The organism is Pseudomonas saponiphila (genome assembly GCF_900105185.1).
In the GTDB taxonomy this organism is placed as follows: domain Bacteria; phylum Pseudomonadota; class Gammaproteobacteria; order Pseudomonadales; family Pseudomonadaceae; genus Aquipseudomonas; species Aquipseudomonas saponiphila.
The window spans coordinates 333,644-348,193 of the sequence record NZ_FNTJ01000003.1 but is presented as its reverse complement, the minus strand read 5'-3'; the positions used below and the strand labels follow the sequence as shown (position 1 = coordinate 348,193).

Sequence of the window (14,550 nt, the reverse complement as noted above, 5' to 3'; positions counted from 1 at the left end):
TAGCAACGTGACCGATTTTCCGCCTGTTCCGAAACAGGTGGTCACGGCTTACCGAAATCGCCGGTCACGACTTAGCGAAAGCCTTCCCCTTCGTTGCGCATGACCTGATGCGCCGCCATCCTCGACCGATTTCGGGAGAGGAAGATGGCGGCGCCGCGAGTAGCCATGCGAAACATCAAAGAATGTCTGCGCCTCAAGTTTGAGGCCGGCTTGTCCCACGAGAAGATTGCCCGTGCCTTGCAGCTGTCCAAGGGCGTGGTTAGCAAGTACATCGCGGCGGCGCGGGTGGCCGGGCTGGACTGGCCGGCGCTGGTGGCCATGGACGAGGCCGCGCTGGCGGCCGCCTTGTTTGCACCGACGTCGACGAACAAGCCGCGCGGTGAGCGAGTGCTGCCCGATGTGCTGAGCATCCACCGCGAGTTGCGACGCAAGGGCGTGACCTTGCAGCTGCTGTGGGAGGAATATCTCGCCGCGCATGCGGGCCAGCCGACCTACCGCTACACCCAGTTCGTCGAGCACTACCGGCGCTACGCCCAGACGCTCAAACGTTCGATGCGTCAGCTGCACCGTGCGGGCGAGAAGCTATTCATCGACTATGCCGGGCCGACGCTGCCGGTGGTCGACCCGGCCACCGGCGAAGTGCGCCGGGCGCACATCTTCGTCGCCGCCCTGGGCGCCTCGAATTACACCTATGCCTGCGCGACGCCAGGCGAAACCCAGGTGGACTGGCTGACCTCGCTGGGCCAGGCTCTGACCTACTTTGGCGGCGTGCCGGAAATGGTTGTGCCGGACAATCCGCGCGCCCTGGTCGCCCAGCCGGATCGCTACGAGCCGGGCCTGAACCGGGCCACGCTGGAGTGCGCGCGTCATTACCAGACGGTGATCCTGCCGGCACGGCCACGCAAGCCTCAGGACAAGGCCAAGGCCGAGGTGGCGGTGCAGGTGGTCGAGCGCTGGATCATGGCGCGGCTGCGCCATCGGCAGTTCTTCAGCCTGCATGCGCTTAACCAGGCCATCGCCGAGCTGCTGGAGGATCTGAATCGGCGCCCGTTCAAGCGGCTCGATGGCTGCCGGCGCGACTGGTTCGAGCGCCTGGATCGCCCGGCCTTGCGAGCGCTGCCGGTGCATCCCTACGAGGTCGCCACCTTCAAGCGCTGCAAGGTCAGCATCGACTACCACATCGAGGTCAATGGCAGCTTCTACAGCGTGCCCTCCGCCCTGGCCCGGCAGAACGTGGACGTGCGACTGACGGCACACACCCTGGAAGTGCTGCATGGCAACCGGCGGGTGGCCAGCCACCTGCTGCTGGGGCGACGCGGCGCTTACAGTACCCAGCGCGAGCACATGCCCGCGGCGCACCAGGCGCATCGCGAATGGACGCCACAACGCCTGCTCGACTGGGGCGCGCGGATCGGCCCCTACACGCGCCAACTGATCGATCACCAACTGACCCACAAGCCGCACCCGGAGATGGGCTACCGCGCCTGCCTCGGCCTGCTCTCGCTGGCCCGGCGCTATGGCAATGCACGCCTGGAAGCCGCTGCCGAACGTGCCGTACACCTGCGCGCCTTCACCGGGCGCAGCGTGCGCAACCTGCTCCAGCAAGGCCTGGATCAACAGCCGCTGCCCCAGCGTGCCGCCGAAACGACCTTACCCGGCGACCACGAGAACGTCCGTGGCGCCGACTACTACCAACCCCCGCAACAGGAGCTGTTCGATGATGCCGCAACACACCCTGAATCAACTGCACCAGCTACGCCTGGACGGCATGGCCCGCGCCCTGGAAGAGCAATGGACGCTGCCGGCCAGCCACAGCCTGAGCTTCGATGAACGCCTCGGCCTACTGCTCGACCGCGAACTGGCCTGGCGTGACAACCAGCGCCTGGTACGGCTGCGCAAGAAGGCCAAGCTCAAGTACGCCAACGCCTGCCTGGAAGATCTCGACCGCCGCACCGGACGCGCCCTGGACGAGCGTCTGATCGCCACCCTGGCCAGTGGCGACTGGATCCGCCAGCAGCACAACCTGCTGCTGACCGGCCCGACCGGTGCCGGCAAAACCTGGCTGGCCTGCGCCCTGGGCAACCAGGCCTGCCGCCAGGGCTATAGCACCCTGTACCTGCGCACCCCGCGCCTGCTGGAACAACTGCGCATCGCTCATGGCGACGGCAGCTTCGGCCGTACCCTGCAACAGCTGGCAAAGGTCGACGTCCTGGTGCTGGACGACTGGGCGCTAGCCCCGCTGGAGGAAGGAGCCCGGCATGACCTGCTGGAGGTGATCGACGACCGCGCTGGCAGCCGCTCCACCATCCTGACGAGCCAACTGCCCATCGAGCACTGGCACGGCTGGATCAACGACCCGACCCTGGCCGATGCCATCCTCGACCGCCTGGTGCACAACGCCTACCGACTGACGATGAAAGGCGAGTCGCTGCGCCGAAAAAAAGCCGAGGAACAAGCCGCATCGTGACCGATGCGATTACAATCCAGAACCCGCGCAACCGGGGTGGAAGCACCGGTCACGTATTAGCGAAACGCTCGGTCACGTTCACCGAAATCCGCACCTGGTCACCCTGTCATTCGTCTCTGGAATTGCGGCCTGAACATCCCTCTGGCCCGGCATCTCCTGATCTACCGGCACGCACCTGCCACCTTGAAGATTGCCTCATCACCAACCAGCAAGAGGCATCACCATGTCGCAAGAACTGCGCACCCGCTTCACCTTCACCGAAGGCTCCAGTGACAAGGAGTACATCATTCAGCTTAAGGCCCGCGACGGCGGCTTCGTCCTCATCACCTATCACGGTCGCCGTGGCTCGACCCTGACCGAGACCCTGAAGACCAAAGCCCCCGTCGAGTACGATGTTGCCAAGAAGGCCTTCGATAAGGCCGTCAATGAACGTCTCGGCAAGCGCTATGTGCCTGATGGCGACCAAGGCGCGGCGATGGTGTCTGCCGGTCAGGAGCTGGTTCCCACCGGCCTGATCCCCCACCTGCTCAACGTGATGACTGAAGCCGAGCTTGAGCAAGCCATCGAGGATGATGGCTGGGTGTTGCAGGAAAAGCACAATGGCCACCGCCGCGGCTTTGCCCTGAACGAGTCGGCCATCATCAGCGCGAACCGCAAGGGCTTCTCGGTGGCCTACCCGAGCGAGGTGTCTGGCGATCTGGAGCGCTGCTGCGTCGATTTCCTCCCCCTGACCGTTGACGGCGAGCTGATCGGCACCCGCTATGTGGTGTTCGATGTCCGTGAAGTGCGTGGGCAGCGTGTTGAAGCGATGTCGCTCGAAACGCGCCTCGAACACATGGAGCAGCTGCGCGCTGCCCTGTCGGCAGGCGGGTCTAAGCATGTTGAGGTGGTTGTCAGCGCCTATACCCCTGAAGCCAAGCGCCAGCTCTTCGAGCGCGTCAAAGCCGAGAAAGGTGAAGGCGTCGTGGCCAAGAAGCGTGGAACCCCGTACACGCCCGGCAAACCGGCGTCTGGCGGTACTCACCTGAAGTTCCCGTTCCTCCAGTTCACCACTGCGATCGTTACCTCTCAGCACCCCACCAAGTCGAGCTTCGGTGTCAGCATGCTGGATGAACTGGGCAACCTCGTTTCTGTTGGCAACTGCACTGTGCCGGCCAACAAGAGCACCCCGGCCATCGGCAGCCTCGTGGAGATTCGCTACCTCTACGCGCACAAGGGCGGTTCTCTCTTCCAGCCGGTCTTTCAGGGTCAGCGTGACGACGTGAGCCGCGATGAATGCACGCTCGCGTCACTGCACTACAAGCCCGAAGCTGCCGAGGACAGCGACATGGACGTAGCCGCCTGACCAGTAAAGCCCGCGCCTCAGTGGCGCGGGCGCATCATGGGAGGTTTTGCCCGCAATTGCAGTCGGTTTGACCCCGAGATTGAGGGGTGATCCGGCCCCGCCGCATACTCCCTCCACCGGCCCGCCTTGTGCGGGCTTTGTCAGTACCAGGACACTGTTATCGTCCATGACTGAGGACTTTATGAAGGACACCGCTTTGCTTGTGATCGGCATCGGGGGTTTGGTAGCCGTAATGCTGGTTTGTGTTTGGGTAATCCGCCGAGAGCAGCGGAGAATCAAGCAGGAAGCCCGTGACGGCTGGGACGAGGCCGGCAAGAAACACTAGGCCGCTCGATGATCTCTGCTGGCACGCCCCGCCCGGCCTGATGATGAGTTTCCTCGCCGGGATTCGCCGGCGATCTCCCTCACCACCCAATCGAGGTAACCATTGTGGCGAAGATCGATGATTTCCACTGCAAGGGCTGTGACAAGTGGTACGACGTGTTCAAGAAAGGGGCGAAGAAGGGCTACTGCATGACGTGCAAGCCTCGCCCGCAGGTTGAGCCGAAACGTAAATAGTTTGAGGAACACCATTGTGGTGAATCAGATTGCGCTGAATCCCGGCGTCGAGCTGGCCGAGATTGACGGTATCACCAGCATTACCGTTGAGGGCGAGAAGATCAGAATCGTCTTTGCCGATGGCGTTGAAGCCAGCGTAGGGCGATCCGATTTGAACCCAAACAAGTTCGATATCTTTTTCCCCAATCCGAACCATGTACCCGGCGAAAACATGGCTGGGTCTTTCATGCTGCTGCTCACTGGTGACGCAGTAGTGAAACAAGTCAACGAACTGGCAGCAAAGGCAGCCAAGACGAACTAAGGGAATCCATCATGGATGTAATCGAGATGACCGCTGAGCAGATTCAAGATCGCCTGGATAAGTTGGAAATGTCACTGAAGGGCGACGAGACGGATGATGACACCCGCGCCGATATCCTGGACGAGATCGCCGAGCTTGAAGCCAAGCTCGAAGATCAGGCCGCCTAACTGGGAAACGTGAGGGAATCCACCGATGGCAATAAGGAGCTAGTTCTATGCCTGACTTCATCCCCGAACAAGCCCGAGTTATAGGCGGCGCATGGAATACATTCATCGCTAACCCGATGGTTTCCACAACTGGAGCTTATATCAAGGCCGGGGCGCTGATCGAACGAGAAGAGCTGGCGGCACAAAATACTTGCGGCTTGTACTACGAGATTTACGATGTTCGGGTTCTCGGGGCGCTGCGCGGTTTGCTGACTAAATTCTCACCTGAAGATCGAAAAGTGTTCGAGCAGGCAGCATCAGAACGAGGTCACCTCTTGGATGATGCGTCATACGCGGATGCGCAGAAAGCCTACGCAGAGTGCATGGCCGAAATCCAACAAGAGCAAGGCGCTAGCGATGACTGCCAAGATGACGAGCCTTTCTTCAACGATGACGATGCACTGCCTAACACCGACGAAGGTGCGTACTGGAGCAGCGAACTCGACGCGGCAGCAGCAAAGGAAGGATGGGGCCTGAGGGAGACTTTCGGAAGTCCCCACGGGGACTGGCAAGTCCTGATGATTGACGATGCGGCAGCCAGCTCTAAGAGGTTCGGTTTCGACGTGCCTCAACTGAATAGTGATGAGCAGGCATGGCTACTTGTTATGAGTGAGGCTGAACCGGTCCATCATGCTGTGATTGAGTTCATGGGCTTTAACAACCCAGAAATGCTTGAGCGTATGCGGGCTTTCCACGAGGCCAGCGGCAAGACCCTGCTGGCGCAGAATTGAGAACAGAGGACATCACGAAATGAACCAATTCATCTACGTGCTGCTTGCAGCAGCGGCCATGTACTTCGTGCTGGTCGTTATCCCTAAGACGACCATAGCGCTGATGTCCGCGAGCGTCAGCATTGGCGGGCTGAATGTGCCTGCCCTTCCCGGCATTCTATTTACCGGGCTGCTTGGCCTGATCGGCTGGGTGCTCTTCGATGCTTTCGGCATCCGGCTGGCTTCTGCTTTCGCCGTAATAGCAATCCAATCTTTGGCCTTCTACTCGATGGAAAGCGGGGAAGCATCGAGCGGTGGCGCTTTCATGTGGCTTATCAAGGCGTTCGTTCTCGGCGGCCTGTTCATGGCATCGCTCACCCTGCTGGCTACGCCCCCCACCATCTGACCAGGCAGCACCAGCACCTGCTGGCACGACCACCGATGAGTGATAGTTGTTCAATCAACTTTCGGAGGTCGTCATGCAGCAGGCTCAGCTAAACCTAGTTATCGGATCGGTCGCTTCCTTCCAGGCATCGTCCTTTATCCCTGCTGGCTTGGAGCGTGACGCGGTAGTTTCCCCTGCGGAATGCTCTCTCCTGGTCAGCGACATGGAGATCAGTGCATACCTCCGTCGCCTAATGACCTTCGAGCAGATGACGGCTGAGATCACCCGTATCTGTGACTTGGCCAAGGCGCGAGAAGAGTTCGGCGAGTGGGGACTCTTTGACTTCGATTCGCTCCAAACGGCCTACGCATGCATCGATAGCGGTTCGAGCAGCCTCGGCTGGCTCTACGGGCATGAGCGCCAGCGCCTCAATCAGCTGAAGATTGCCCTACCGACTTCGGGCGAGTCTGCTGCGGAGGCCCGAGAGCGGATTCAGGCCCGTATCGCAGCTCGCCGGCAGGCTCGCCTGGAGGCCGCGCACGAAGCGGTGTTTCACGCACCTGACTTGACGCGACAAACGAGCGGATGCGCCGCAGAATTGGCGGTTTATTCACTACCAGTCTGCGGGAGTCAACATGCCGCCGTCCCTGCCATCCACCATCCGCGTGCAATTCCAAGCGCGATCGGCTGACCTCGGGTTTGAGGTCACTGAGCGGGGTTGCGGCGACCTGCACACTCTGGCCGACCTTTGCCCCCACGGCCACCATGACGCGCATGACTCGGAGATCGTTCAGGTCACAGTATCCCGGCCTCAGCTGGCCTCCTGGCATGAATACCTGACCGAGAAGTACCCGGCAGGAGCCAGACACCAGCCGGCCGAAGTCCTCTGGCACATCGGCGACATCAGCCGGCTGCTGGTGCATCGCTGTGTGCCCGTCCGGCACCGGCACCTCTTCCTGAGACCTGGGAACGAGTTCGACAATTTCCTGAACCCGGATCAGTGCTCTGCCGGCGTAACGCCATTGGTCGTCTATCGCCCGACCAGCCAAACGAGCTCCGAATACGGGGCGCTGAAATGGCTTGGCGTAACCCCGAAGGTTGGCGTTGAGATTGGTGCTGGCGCACCGGTTGAGAAAGTGCTGCTGGCAGTGCGCTCGCCCTATCTCAGCGTCCCTGTGACTGGCCTGCGCGACCTGCACGCACTGAAGATTCCGGCGACTGTGGCTGGCATTACCGCGTGCGGCATCGTTGACGGTATGCCGCTGGCCATCGCCACCCAGGATGACTCGGCTGCTATGGTGATCGACGCCGCCAACGATGAACTGGCCGCCTGGCTGGAGTCGTGGCGGTTCTATGCCCCACGGGTTTCTCGGCAAGCGGACTCAGCTGCCGTCGCATGACCTATTACGCCAGCTTCTTCTGCCCCTTGAGGGTACGAAGCTGGCGTTCGGTTGCGCCCTGAAGTACGGCGCTGTAAACCCGCTTCTTCTCCCCCGCACTCGCATGGCGAATGAAGTCGGCAAAGCGGCTCGATGACCGCTCTGGTGCTGGCGCTGTTGTATCGGTCATGGTCATGCTGATCCAGAGCTGAAGCCCGGACTTTAGCCATTTTCGGATCTACTGGCACGCACTCCTGGGATTGAGACTGCACACAGCAGCTAACCCATAGGAGCGATCATGCAGGAAACCCAAATCGTCACCCGCGACCAGTACCTCAATGGCGAGTGCCTTCTCCAGTCCTTCCAGCCCCACGACATCAAGCGCAAGCGCATCAAGACCGCGCAGATCGAGTTCGCATCTGTGCTGTTCTTCGTTGGACTGTGGATGTGGCCGTTCGGGTATGAACATCTTTGCGCCTTTGCCAAATCAATTAGCACCCTCTCCTTGCCGGCAACCCAAGATGCTGCGTGCTTTGTGTTCTTCGCCGTCGCTCTTCGCTTTGCCTGGGAAAAGCTGACTCGCATTGCGAAAGAAGTGCGAAGCCATAGCAAGGCCCAGCTGGTACTGGCTGACATGCGCGGCTGGTTGACGATGCTCGCGCGCTCCGGTGCTGGTCTGCGCGTCAATCTGATCACTCATTCTGATTCCGGCCAGAACATGAGGCTTGAACTGTATGGGGTGAACAAAGACGGTCAGGCCGTGCTCTTGACCATGAACTCTCAAGGCTACAGCCGCAGCTACGACACCCTGTCTCATACCAAGCGCCCGGCCATCCTCAAGCGAATCCTGGACAACCACCCGCGTCTGCCGAAGGCAGTTGCCGAGCAGCTACTGGCCCTGCCGCCGGCGTCCACTGAGGTTTACCAAGAGTTGTGATGCACCTGCTGGCACGCGCAGCCTTGCCCGATCATAGCTGTGTGTTCGGGCAAGTCGCCCCATAGATACCCGGCCCAAAGCTGACCGAGGATGCCAAGAATGACCAATGCAAGCGCAAGCGTGTGCCAGAACTGCTGCTACTGGGTTTTAGAGCCCGAGAGCAAAACGCATCGTCACTGCGACTTCATCAACACCATCCAGGGCGAGCGCGTAGCTGGGACTTCCGGTTGCGCCATTGTCGTCGAGGTGAATGACGATTCCGGCTTGAGCGTCTTCATGCGTACCGGGCCTGACTTCAGCTGCCCCAACTTCAGCGCCAAATGACAGGGAGTACCAACGTGGCCGTTCGAGCGATCAGAACTCCTAAGACCCACCCCGATCACGAAACGATCGGGCGCACCTTCAAAGCGTGGGATGGGCACAAGTACGTCTGCGACTCCTGGGAAGAAAATCTCGGTTTCTGGATGACGCGAGTAGACGCCCCTGCCGAGCATCGAGCAGACCAGCATTCCGAGTTTCGTCGGAACGTCTCCGAAGCCGCCATCGGCCGTACCTTTCACCTGATCCACCAGCCCTAAGGTCTCCACATGGCAACGCAAGTGAAGATTCAAGACCGCGATCAATTGCTGGTGTGCGGCGTTCGTTACGAATGGAACCCGGTTTTCCACGGGTACTGGTCGGTTAATGGCCAGCCTCGTGAGTTGCAGCAGGCTGACCTCTCCGGCCTGGCAGAAGTGGCTGCCGGTGAATACGCACCAACTTCAACTCCGCAGATCGGACACTGAATACAGGGAGTCCATGATGACCATCGTTAATGCCGGGCACACCCACCCTCACGCCCATGACCAGTCCTGCCATTGCGTAGCCTGTCGACCACTGGAGCGCCCTTGCGGCTGCTTTGGGTGCCAACAACTGGTGCAGGCTCCGAACATGATGCCCACTGACATCGAGCGTCAGGGCTTGCAGCAGTTTCTCCAGTCGCTCACTCAGCAGGGCTGGCTCCCGCACGAGGTCATGCTCGATGGGGCGTGGCAGCACACCCCCAGCATTGAGCAGACCCTGGAGCACAGCAACCAATGCTCCAAACCGATTATCCGTGTGCTCAAGGACGGCGATAAGACGGGCGTCATTCGCTTTGCATGGGGTCGTGGTAACGCCGGTCTGATTGACGACCACTCGGCAAGCTACGGGCTCGGCCTCGCGATTGAGCAAGCCCGCAGCGCTTTGGCAGCACCAGCACCCTAAAGGTTGTCCCTGTCGCAACTCTCCAATAACCGAGGAACCCCGATGATCATCACTCTGCAAGCTGAGAACCCCGAGACTGGCGACAAGGCGAGCTATCAGATGGGAGCACGCAATTCCGCCGCTGCCCGCGATGCGTTCCGCCATTACCTTCGCGGGCGTGGCTGGACTGAAGCCCAAATCAGCGCCGCGAAAATTGAACAAGCACCTGTCGCGCTCGGGGCAGCCGCTGTTTGCGCGTAGCTGAAGCCAAATAACAAGAGAAGACCCAAGAGCGCGAAATCTGCTGCCTTGCAGGGCCATAGCAGACGTAGGAACCTCGGCGGTGCTGCGACATCGCTGCAAGGTGAGACCTCTTCGTCCCATCCTGAGGATGCCAATATCAGGACTCCAATTTAGGGCGGCCACATGGCTGCCCTTTTTCTTGCCTGAAAGCAGGTACTGCACAGAAATTCCCTGACCTCACCTACTGGCACGCACCCCGCGCGCAGAAACTGACTCCATCGAAAGCGGGCCTGACGCCCGCCGCTACTGGAGAGAGAATATGGATACTGCGGAAATGGAAGCGGCTCGACTGATCCAGGCTGGAGTTCGCCAAGTGTCGGCCAAGGAAATGCGCAGCGAGATTGAGGCCCTGGGCTATCGGATTGATCTGCGTAACCGTGCCGACTCTGTGGCTCGCTACGTTGATGGGCCGTTTACTGGTGTGTCCTACCCAGCCCGCCATTTTGATTCCCCCCGCGAGGCGGATACCGGGCTGAGCTTCTGCCATTTCCAGGCTCGCCGTGATGAGTGCTTCCAAAAGCTTCAGGCTCTTCGCGACGAAATCTTTTGCATCGTCAAAGACCGTAAAGGGGTGGCCCGGATTGGAACTTTCTAAGGTGGTAATTCGCATGTCACGCCGGACTCTGCGCTGTATCTTTGCCGCACGAGGCCAGCGGCAGGGTTGCAAAGGGAGGCGCAAAGCGCTTCCCTCTCGCCGGCTCCTGCGGGCTATCCGCGCCGCGCAAATCAATTCCCGGCTGGCAAATGCTCTCCGGGCTGGAGATTACGAGGTGAGACGTGAAGAACAGCCTTGATGCGTTCGTTGCAGAGGTTCAAGCCGACATCGAAGGGTTCGCGGCTGAATATCGGCGGCAGCATGCTCTCAATCCCGAGCAGTACCCGCTTGAACTAAGCGATGACAACTCTGGCCTGTGGATTGAGTTTTTTGTCGACTACATGACCCGAGATACCGGGGCTCAGGGATAGGTTGCTATGGCACTGATTACCAGTTTGGCGATAGAGGAAGCGGCCAGTATGGAGCTGGCAGACGGCGGGTGCTTTGGAGACAGCTTTTTCGGCTCCCAGGTGCTGGAAGCTGCCCGTGAGCTCCTGAGCCAGTCGGAGCAGCCCAAAGACCCCCTACCGCTCGGAGAGTTCTTCGAGCGCCGTGAGGATATGGGGAAAGGCCGTCTACGCCTGATTCTCGATGGTGACTCTGATGTCTCGATTGCCGTGATCAGCGATGAGGGCGAGATGGCCGATGTAGAGTTTTGCGTCCCGTTCTCAGGGGGCGGACGCTCCCCGAAGGTTCGTCAGGCGCTGCTTGATCTATGCCGGGCCATCCGCGACGAAAACCTTACCAACCCGATTCTGTAACCATTCGAGGGCGCTTCAAGTGGCGACAAAAACTACAGGCGCTGAGCTGAAGGCGTTCTACAACGACGACCAATACTGGCGTAAAACCCCGGACAGCGGCAGCGATGATGTCTGGCACGAAGACCTGGTACTGGTCGTCAACGGCGCAGAAGTAGACGACCACTTCTCGATCGAGGATGACCTGAAAAACGATGATCAAGTCACCATCGTTGACGGGTTCGTCACCTCCAATATCGCCGGCTTCAAGGAAGTCAGTTTCGAGTCGTTCTTCAAGGCCTGGCGCAAGAAGCAGAACACCGCCTACCTCTCGGTATCTGTGCCCAAGGAAAAACTGGAGGCCGTTCGAGCTGCAATCATCGCCGCTGGCGGCTCTGTCGCTTAGCTCTCAGGAAGGGTTTGCTATGGGAACTGGTCATAACGGTCACGCTGTGTGTCGGATCTGCGGAGCAGAGCTGCGCATGCTGACATTCGCCAAGCGGAACATGATGGGGCTTTGCCGCGCTTGGCGTAACCGGCACGAACCGGCGTGCTCCAAGAGGACTCCCGCTCAGCGCCGAAGCTGGGCCAAGAAGTACGCCGGAGCTGATTCCGTCGACAGCAGCATCACTGTTGACCTCGGGCATCCTGCCTTCCAGGACAGCGCCAGCGCCGACACCCAGTCTGGCGGGTAAATCTCGGCCCCAAAGTTGGTTCCCGTACGGGGACTACTCGCCGCCTTCTGGCACGCCGTCCCCTGGGCGAAGATGGCCTTGTGTAACCGGGACTCAACGGGAGTCCTGGAACGGACAGGCCTCAAGGGGGCGCGAATGCCGATCATCACCAAGAGCTTTTACGCCAAGGCAGCGCTTCTAACCCTGCGCCTCGGGCTTTTGCGGCTGTCTTACCTGTGCGCCCGCAAGGCCGGCTTCTTCGAGATGTAACGCCCAGCAGCATTGCTGCCGGCTACCACGGTCAGATACCTGGAGACCCCATGAACGCATTCGAGACATCCCTTTGGGCAGCGCGCAAAACTGCCCGCCAAGCCGCACTCAGCTTCGACGGCATCCTGTCTGACGCCTTCGTGATGCGCGCAGCAGTTGGCCATGCCTACGACGTTGAAGGGTATGCACCCGGCGAGTGGATTCGCACTGCCGAAGTGACCAAAACGGGCTCGCTGATCAACTATGACTTCATCGAGACGGCTGACGGCAAGCGGTACCTGATCCATAGGCATGAGTGCCCGGACGCAAAGCGCTCATTCGAGCACATTGGGAGAGTGATTGCGGTCAATTCCACTCTTTCGGGACAATCGCCGAGCCTGGCAGCCCAGGCATAACCACTCTCTCAAGGAGCCTCAGATTGGCCGTCATCATTTCCGACCTCGACGCCGAAATTAAGCAGCGAACCGGGGAGTTCCTTGCCTTCAGGCGGTTCCCTGATGGCCGGGCCGCCGCTGTGGTCCAGTTCGCCTTCACCTTCGCCATCATCGCGGATGTGACGGATGTTGGTTATACGCGCCGCTGGTGCTACTCGGATCGCATGCAGACCCTCTGCGCGTTCGAAGACTGGGACGACTACGAAGGCCGCCCCGAAGGCTGGCACCGTGAGGTTCACACCGGCCAGCGCCGGGATGATCAAGGCAACGATATAGGCGTGTGGTGATCTACTGGCACGCGCCTGCCACCGTGAAACTGTGCTCATCGGCAATAACTCAACAGGAGCACGCCATGAGCACCGAAACCTACTTTGAAGATTTGAACACCCTCTTCGCCCGCTGTGTTCAAGCAGGCATCGCCAGCGACATGCAGGTGCGTGTCGTTGTGACCGAGCAGGCGAGCCCCAAGATTGGCTTCCGTGTTGTCGTCCTGGTCGACTATCGCCCCAACAGCAAAGCGCGTTCTGAGGCTACCTACTACGCCGTCGCGGCGGTAGTCCTGTTCGAAGGCCTGCCCCGCCGATCGTATGCTGCCCACTGTGACGCCGCACGCCTGGCCAAGCCGCAATCGTTTGATCACCGTAAGCGTGATGCTGAAGCGCTCGCTGCCAAGTTTCTGATCGCAGACAGCCGGGCAGTCTGCGTGTTTCGTGATGAGCTGGTGCTGGAGCACCTTCGCCAGGCGGAGAACAACCGCTACGAGCCGTTCGATTCCGACGCAATCGACCAGCTGGCTTCAATGCCTGTCTTTGGTGGTCATCGTGATCTCCAAGCGGTGCATGGCCCGATCACCCCCGAAATGCTTCAGCGCCATATCGATGACTCGATCGCCAAGAACATGACCTGCGTTCGCCATTCGGCATTTGAGTCATGGGTGCAGGCGGGGCCGCACCCGTCCCGTCTCAACACAAGCGCGGCATAACCCGCGCCTCTGGCTCATGGCGGTAACCAGTGGATGCCGCCGTTACATTCCCAATTCAAGCATTCAGACCAAGGATTCACCGTGGAAGCATTCAAAGAGATCCCGAACGAGCAGATCATTGACTACCTGGTACAGCGCATCGGCCACATGGCCGCAGAGTACGACAACAACCTGTTCAATCTGATGCGCAAGTTTGCTCCTGAGCATTACGACGGCGGGCTGTGGGAGGTGCGTGAGTATCCGAATGGGGCATTCGCCTACGTCCTCCCGGAGGACACCATTGTTCCGCGTGTTCACTCCCTGAATCAGACACCCGTTTCGTGCTCGCTTGAAGCCCTGTCTGTGGCGGCGAACCTGTTCCAGCTCAGCTTCCTGGTAGAAGCCGCCGCTGAGCACAATGACTTCGAAATGGCCGAGCGATTCCGGCTCTACTACGACGCGCTTTACGATGTTGTCTTTGGTCGCCGCAACTTCATGGTCGAGAACAATGCTCCACGCAAACCGACTGAAGAAGAGCTCAACGCACCGCGCCTCTCCTTCCCAGAGTCGGACGCCATCAGTGCGCTGATCGACTAGGCCCAGGCAACGCAAATACACAGAACAATGCCCATTTGGCTTTCCTGAATGGGCATGCTGTGCAAGGATGAAATGGCAACCGCGCTGGATTTAAGTCTGCGCGGGCACCCTCGAAGCAAGATCACCACTCAGAGCCCTATGAGCAAACCGATAGACAAGAACGCCCTGCGCGACATGCTGGCCGGCGCAGTTGAAGAAAAACTTAAGCAAGACCCTGACGCCATCACCCTCTACGCTCCCGTAGCGCCCATTACACGCCGCCCCTGGCAAAGCAAAGCCACCCAATCCGAGCAGGCCTACCGAGAAGAGCTTGAACGCATCAAGCAGCAGGCCGTTCAAGGGGAAACATCGCCGGCAAAACCCCAGAGCATTGAGGACGAGTTCGCCGCTTTTGCTGAGCAGGCCAAGGAATACGCCAGTCGTCACAAGCGGCACGACCGGCCCAGCCGATAACCCACCAGGCACCT

At 60.0% G+C, this 14,550-nt stretch carries 25 protein-coding genes; 24 read left to right on the top strand and 1 reads right to left on the bottom strand.

Features of this window, described 5'->3' with window-relative positions; genetic code table 11:
- Positions 1 to 144 precede the first annotated feature (144 nt).
- From istA to BLV47_RS34395, 9 genes are all read left to right on the top strand, one after another.
- The gene (istA, locus tag BLV47_RS34430) at positions 145 to 1,830 is read left to right on the top strand and encodes an IS21 family transposase (protein ID WP_062838241.1); all 1,686 of its coding nucleotides are present in this window, start codon (positions 145 to 147) and stop codon (positions 1,828 to 1,830) included.
- Positions 1,718 to 2,467, top strand: coding sequence for an IS21-like element IS1474 family helper ATPase IstB (istB, locus tag BLV47_RS34425; protein ID WP_062838242.1), 750 nt, complete (start codon positions 1,718 to 1,720; stop codon positions 2,465 to 2,467). Before istA ends, istB begins: the two co-directional genes overlap by 113 nt.
- 223 nt (positions 2,468 to 2,690) lie before the next feature.
- On the top strand, positions 2,691 to 3,812 hold the full coding sequence (locus BLV47_RS34420) for a WGR domain-containing protein (RefSeq protein ID WP_092320924.1): 1,122 nt from the start codon (positions 2,691 to 2,693) through the stop codon (positions 3,810 to 3,812).
- A 577-nt stretch (positions 3,813 to 4,389) separates the two neighbouring features.
- The gene (locus BLV47_RS34415; RefSeq protein WP_143038387.1) at positions 4,390 to 4,671 is read left to right on the top strand and encodes a hypothetical protein; all 282 of its coding nucleotides are present in this window, start codon (positions 4,390 to 4,392) and stop codon (positions 4,669 to 4,671) included.
- A gap of 11 nt (positions 4,672 to 4,682) precedes the next feature.
- The gene (locus BLV47_RS36360) at positions 4,683 to 4,838 is read left to right on the top strand and encodes a hypothetical protein (RefSeq protein ID WP_167365755.1); all 156 of its coding nucleotides are present in this window, start codon (positions 4,683 to 4,685) and stop codon (positions 4,836 to 4,838) included.
- 47 nt (positions 4,839 to 4,885) lie between these two features.
- Entirely contained in the window at positions 4,886 to 5,608 is a 723-nt protein-coding gene (locus BLV47_RS34410; RefSeq protein WP_092320922.1) for a hypothetical protein, read from the top strand.
- A 19-nt stretch (positions 5,609 to 5,627) separates the two neighbouring features.
- Positions 5,628 to 5,993, top strand: coding sequence for a hypothetical protein (locus tag BLV47_RS34405; protein ID WP_092320921.1), 366 nt, complete (start codon positions 5,628 to 5,630; stop codon positions 5,991 to 5,993).
- 46 nt (positions 5,994 to 6,039) lie between these two features.
- Positions 6,040 to 6,663 (top strand): hypothetical protein, encoded by a 624-nt coding sequence (locus BLV47_RS34400; RefSeq protein ID WP_092320920.1) that lies wholly within the window; start codon positions 6,040 to 6,042, stop codon positions 6,661 to 6,663.
- Positions 6,608 to 7,372, top strand: coding sequence for a hypothetical protein (locus BLV47_RS34395; protein WP_092320919.1), 765 nt, complete (start codon positions 6,608 to 6,610; stop codon positions 7,370 to 7,372). Before BLV47_RS34400 ends, BLV47_RS34395 begins: the two co-directional genes overlap by 56 nt.
- Before the next feature lie 4 nt (positions 7,373 to 7,376).
- Here BLV47_RS34395 and BLV47_RS36355 read toward each other — a convergent pair whose 3' ends face one another.
- Entirely contained in the window at positions 7,377 to 7,541 is a 165-nt protein-coding gene (locus BLV47_RS36355; RefSeq protein WP_167365754.1) for a hypothetical protein, read from the bottom strand.
- Between the two features lie 108 nt (positions 7,542 to 7,649).
- On the opposite strand from BLV47_RS36355, the gene BLV47_RS34390 reads away from it, so the two are divergent.
- From BLV47_RS34390 to BLV47_RS34320, 15 genes are all read left to right on the top strand, one after another.
- On the top strand, positions 7,650 to 8,288 hold the full coding sequence (locus BLV47_RS34390) for a hypothetical protein (protein WP_092320918.1): 639 nt from the start codon (positions 7,650 to 7,652) through the stop codon (positions 8,286 to 8,288).
- A 99-nt stretch (positions 8,289 to 8,387) separates the two neighbouring features.
- Positions 8,388 to 8,612 (top strand): hypothetical protein, encoded by a 225-nt coding sequence (locus tag BLV47_RS34385; protein ID WP_092320917.1) that lies wholly within the window; start codon positions 8,388 to 8,390, stop codon positions 8,610 to 8,612.
- Between the two features lie 14 nt (positions 8,613 to 8,626).
- A complete protein-coding gene (locus BLV47_RS34380) occupies positions 8,627 to 8,866 on the top strand; it encodes a hypothetical protein (protein WP_244169005.1) in 240 nt (79 codons plus the stop codon).
- A gap of 9 nt (positions 8,867 to 8,875) precedes the next feature.
- The gene (locus tag BLV47_RS36015) at positions 8,876 to 9,073 is read left to right on the top strand and encodes a hypothetical protein (RefSeq protein WP_143038386.1); all 198 of its coding nucleotides are present in this window, start codon (positions 8,876 to 8,878) and stop codon (positions 9,071 to 9,073) included.
- 13 nt (positions 9,074 to 9,086) lie between these two features.
- Complete coding sequence (locus tag BLV47_RS36010) at positions 9,087 to 9,533, top strand: hypothetical protein (protein WP_167365753.1); 447 nt, start codon at positions 9,087 to 9,089, stop codon at positions 9,531 to 9,533.
- Positions 9,534 to 9,575: 42 nt separating this feature from the next.
- A complete protein-coding gene (locus BLV47_RS34370) occupies positions 9,576 to 9,773 on the top strand; it encodes a hypothetical protein (protein ID WP_092320914.1) in 198 nt (65 codons plus the stop codon).
- Positions 9,774 to 10,074: 301 nt separating this feature from the next.
- Positions 10,075 to 10,410, top strand: coding sequence for a hypothetical protein (locus tag BLV47_RS34365; protein ID WP_092320913.1), 336 nt, complete (start codon positions 10,075 to 10,077; stop codon positions 10,408 to 10,410).
- A gap of 182 nt (positions 10,411 to 10,592) precedes the next feature.
- Positions 10,593 to 10,781 (top strand): hypothetical protein, encoded by a 189-nt coding sequence (locus BLV47_RS34360; RefSeq protein WP_092320912.1) that lies wholly within the window; start codon positions 10,593 to 10,595, stop codon positions 10,779 to 10,781.
- Between the two features lie 6 nt (positions 10,782 to 10,787).
- Entirely contained in the window at positions 10,788 to 11,171 is a 384-nt protein-coding gene (locus BLV47_RS34355) for a hypothetical protein (protein WP_092320911.1), read from the top strand.
- Between the two features lie 19 nt (positions 11,172 to 11,190).
- Positions 11,191 to 11,553 carry a hypothetical protein gene (locus BLV47_RS34350; RefSeq protein WP_092320910.1) on the top strand — a complete coding sequence of 121 codons (363 nt, stop codon included), beginning with the start codon at positions 11,191 to 11,193 and terminating at the stop codon, positions 11,551 to 11,553.
- Positions 11,554 to 12,141: 588 nt separating this feature from the next.
- A complete protein-coding gene (locus BLV47_RS34340; protein WP_092320908.1) occupies positions 12,142 to 12,486 on the top strand; it encodes a hypothetical protein in 345 nt (114 codons plus the stop codon).
- Positions 12,487 to 12,509: 23 nt separating this feature from the next.
- Positions 12,510 to 12,812 carry a hypothetical protein gene (locus BLV47_RS34335; protein ID WP_092320907.1) on the top strand — a complete coding sequence of 101 codons (303 nt, stop codon included), beginning with the start codon at positions 12,510 to 12,512 and terminating at the stop codon, positions 12,810 to 12,812.
- A 65-nt stretch (positions 12,813 to 12,877) separates the two neighbouring features.
- Positions 12,878 to 13,507, top strand: a complete 630-nt coding sequence (locus BLV47_RS34330) for a hypothetical protein (RefSeq protein ID WP_092320906.1) — start codon at positions 12,878 to 12,880, stop codon at positions 13,505 to 13,507.
- A gap of 81 nt (positions 13,508 to 13,588) precedes the next feature.
- Positions 13,589 to 14,083, top strand: coding sequence for a hypothetical protein (locus BLV47_RS34325; RefSeq protein WP_092320905.1), 495 nt, complete (start codon positions 13,589 to 13,591; stop codon positions 14,081 to 14,083).
- A 48-nt stretch (positions 14,084 to 14,131) separates the two neighbouring features.
- Positions 14,132 to 14,536 (top strand): hypothetical protein, encoded by a 405-nt coding sequence (locus BLV47_RS34320; RefSeq protein ID WP_143038384.1) that lies wholly within the window; start codon positions 14,132 to 14,134, stop codon positions 14,534 to 14,536.
- The last annotated feature ends 14 nt before the right edge of the window (positions 14,537 to 14,550 follow it).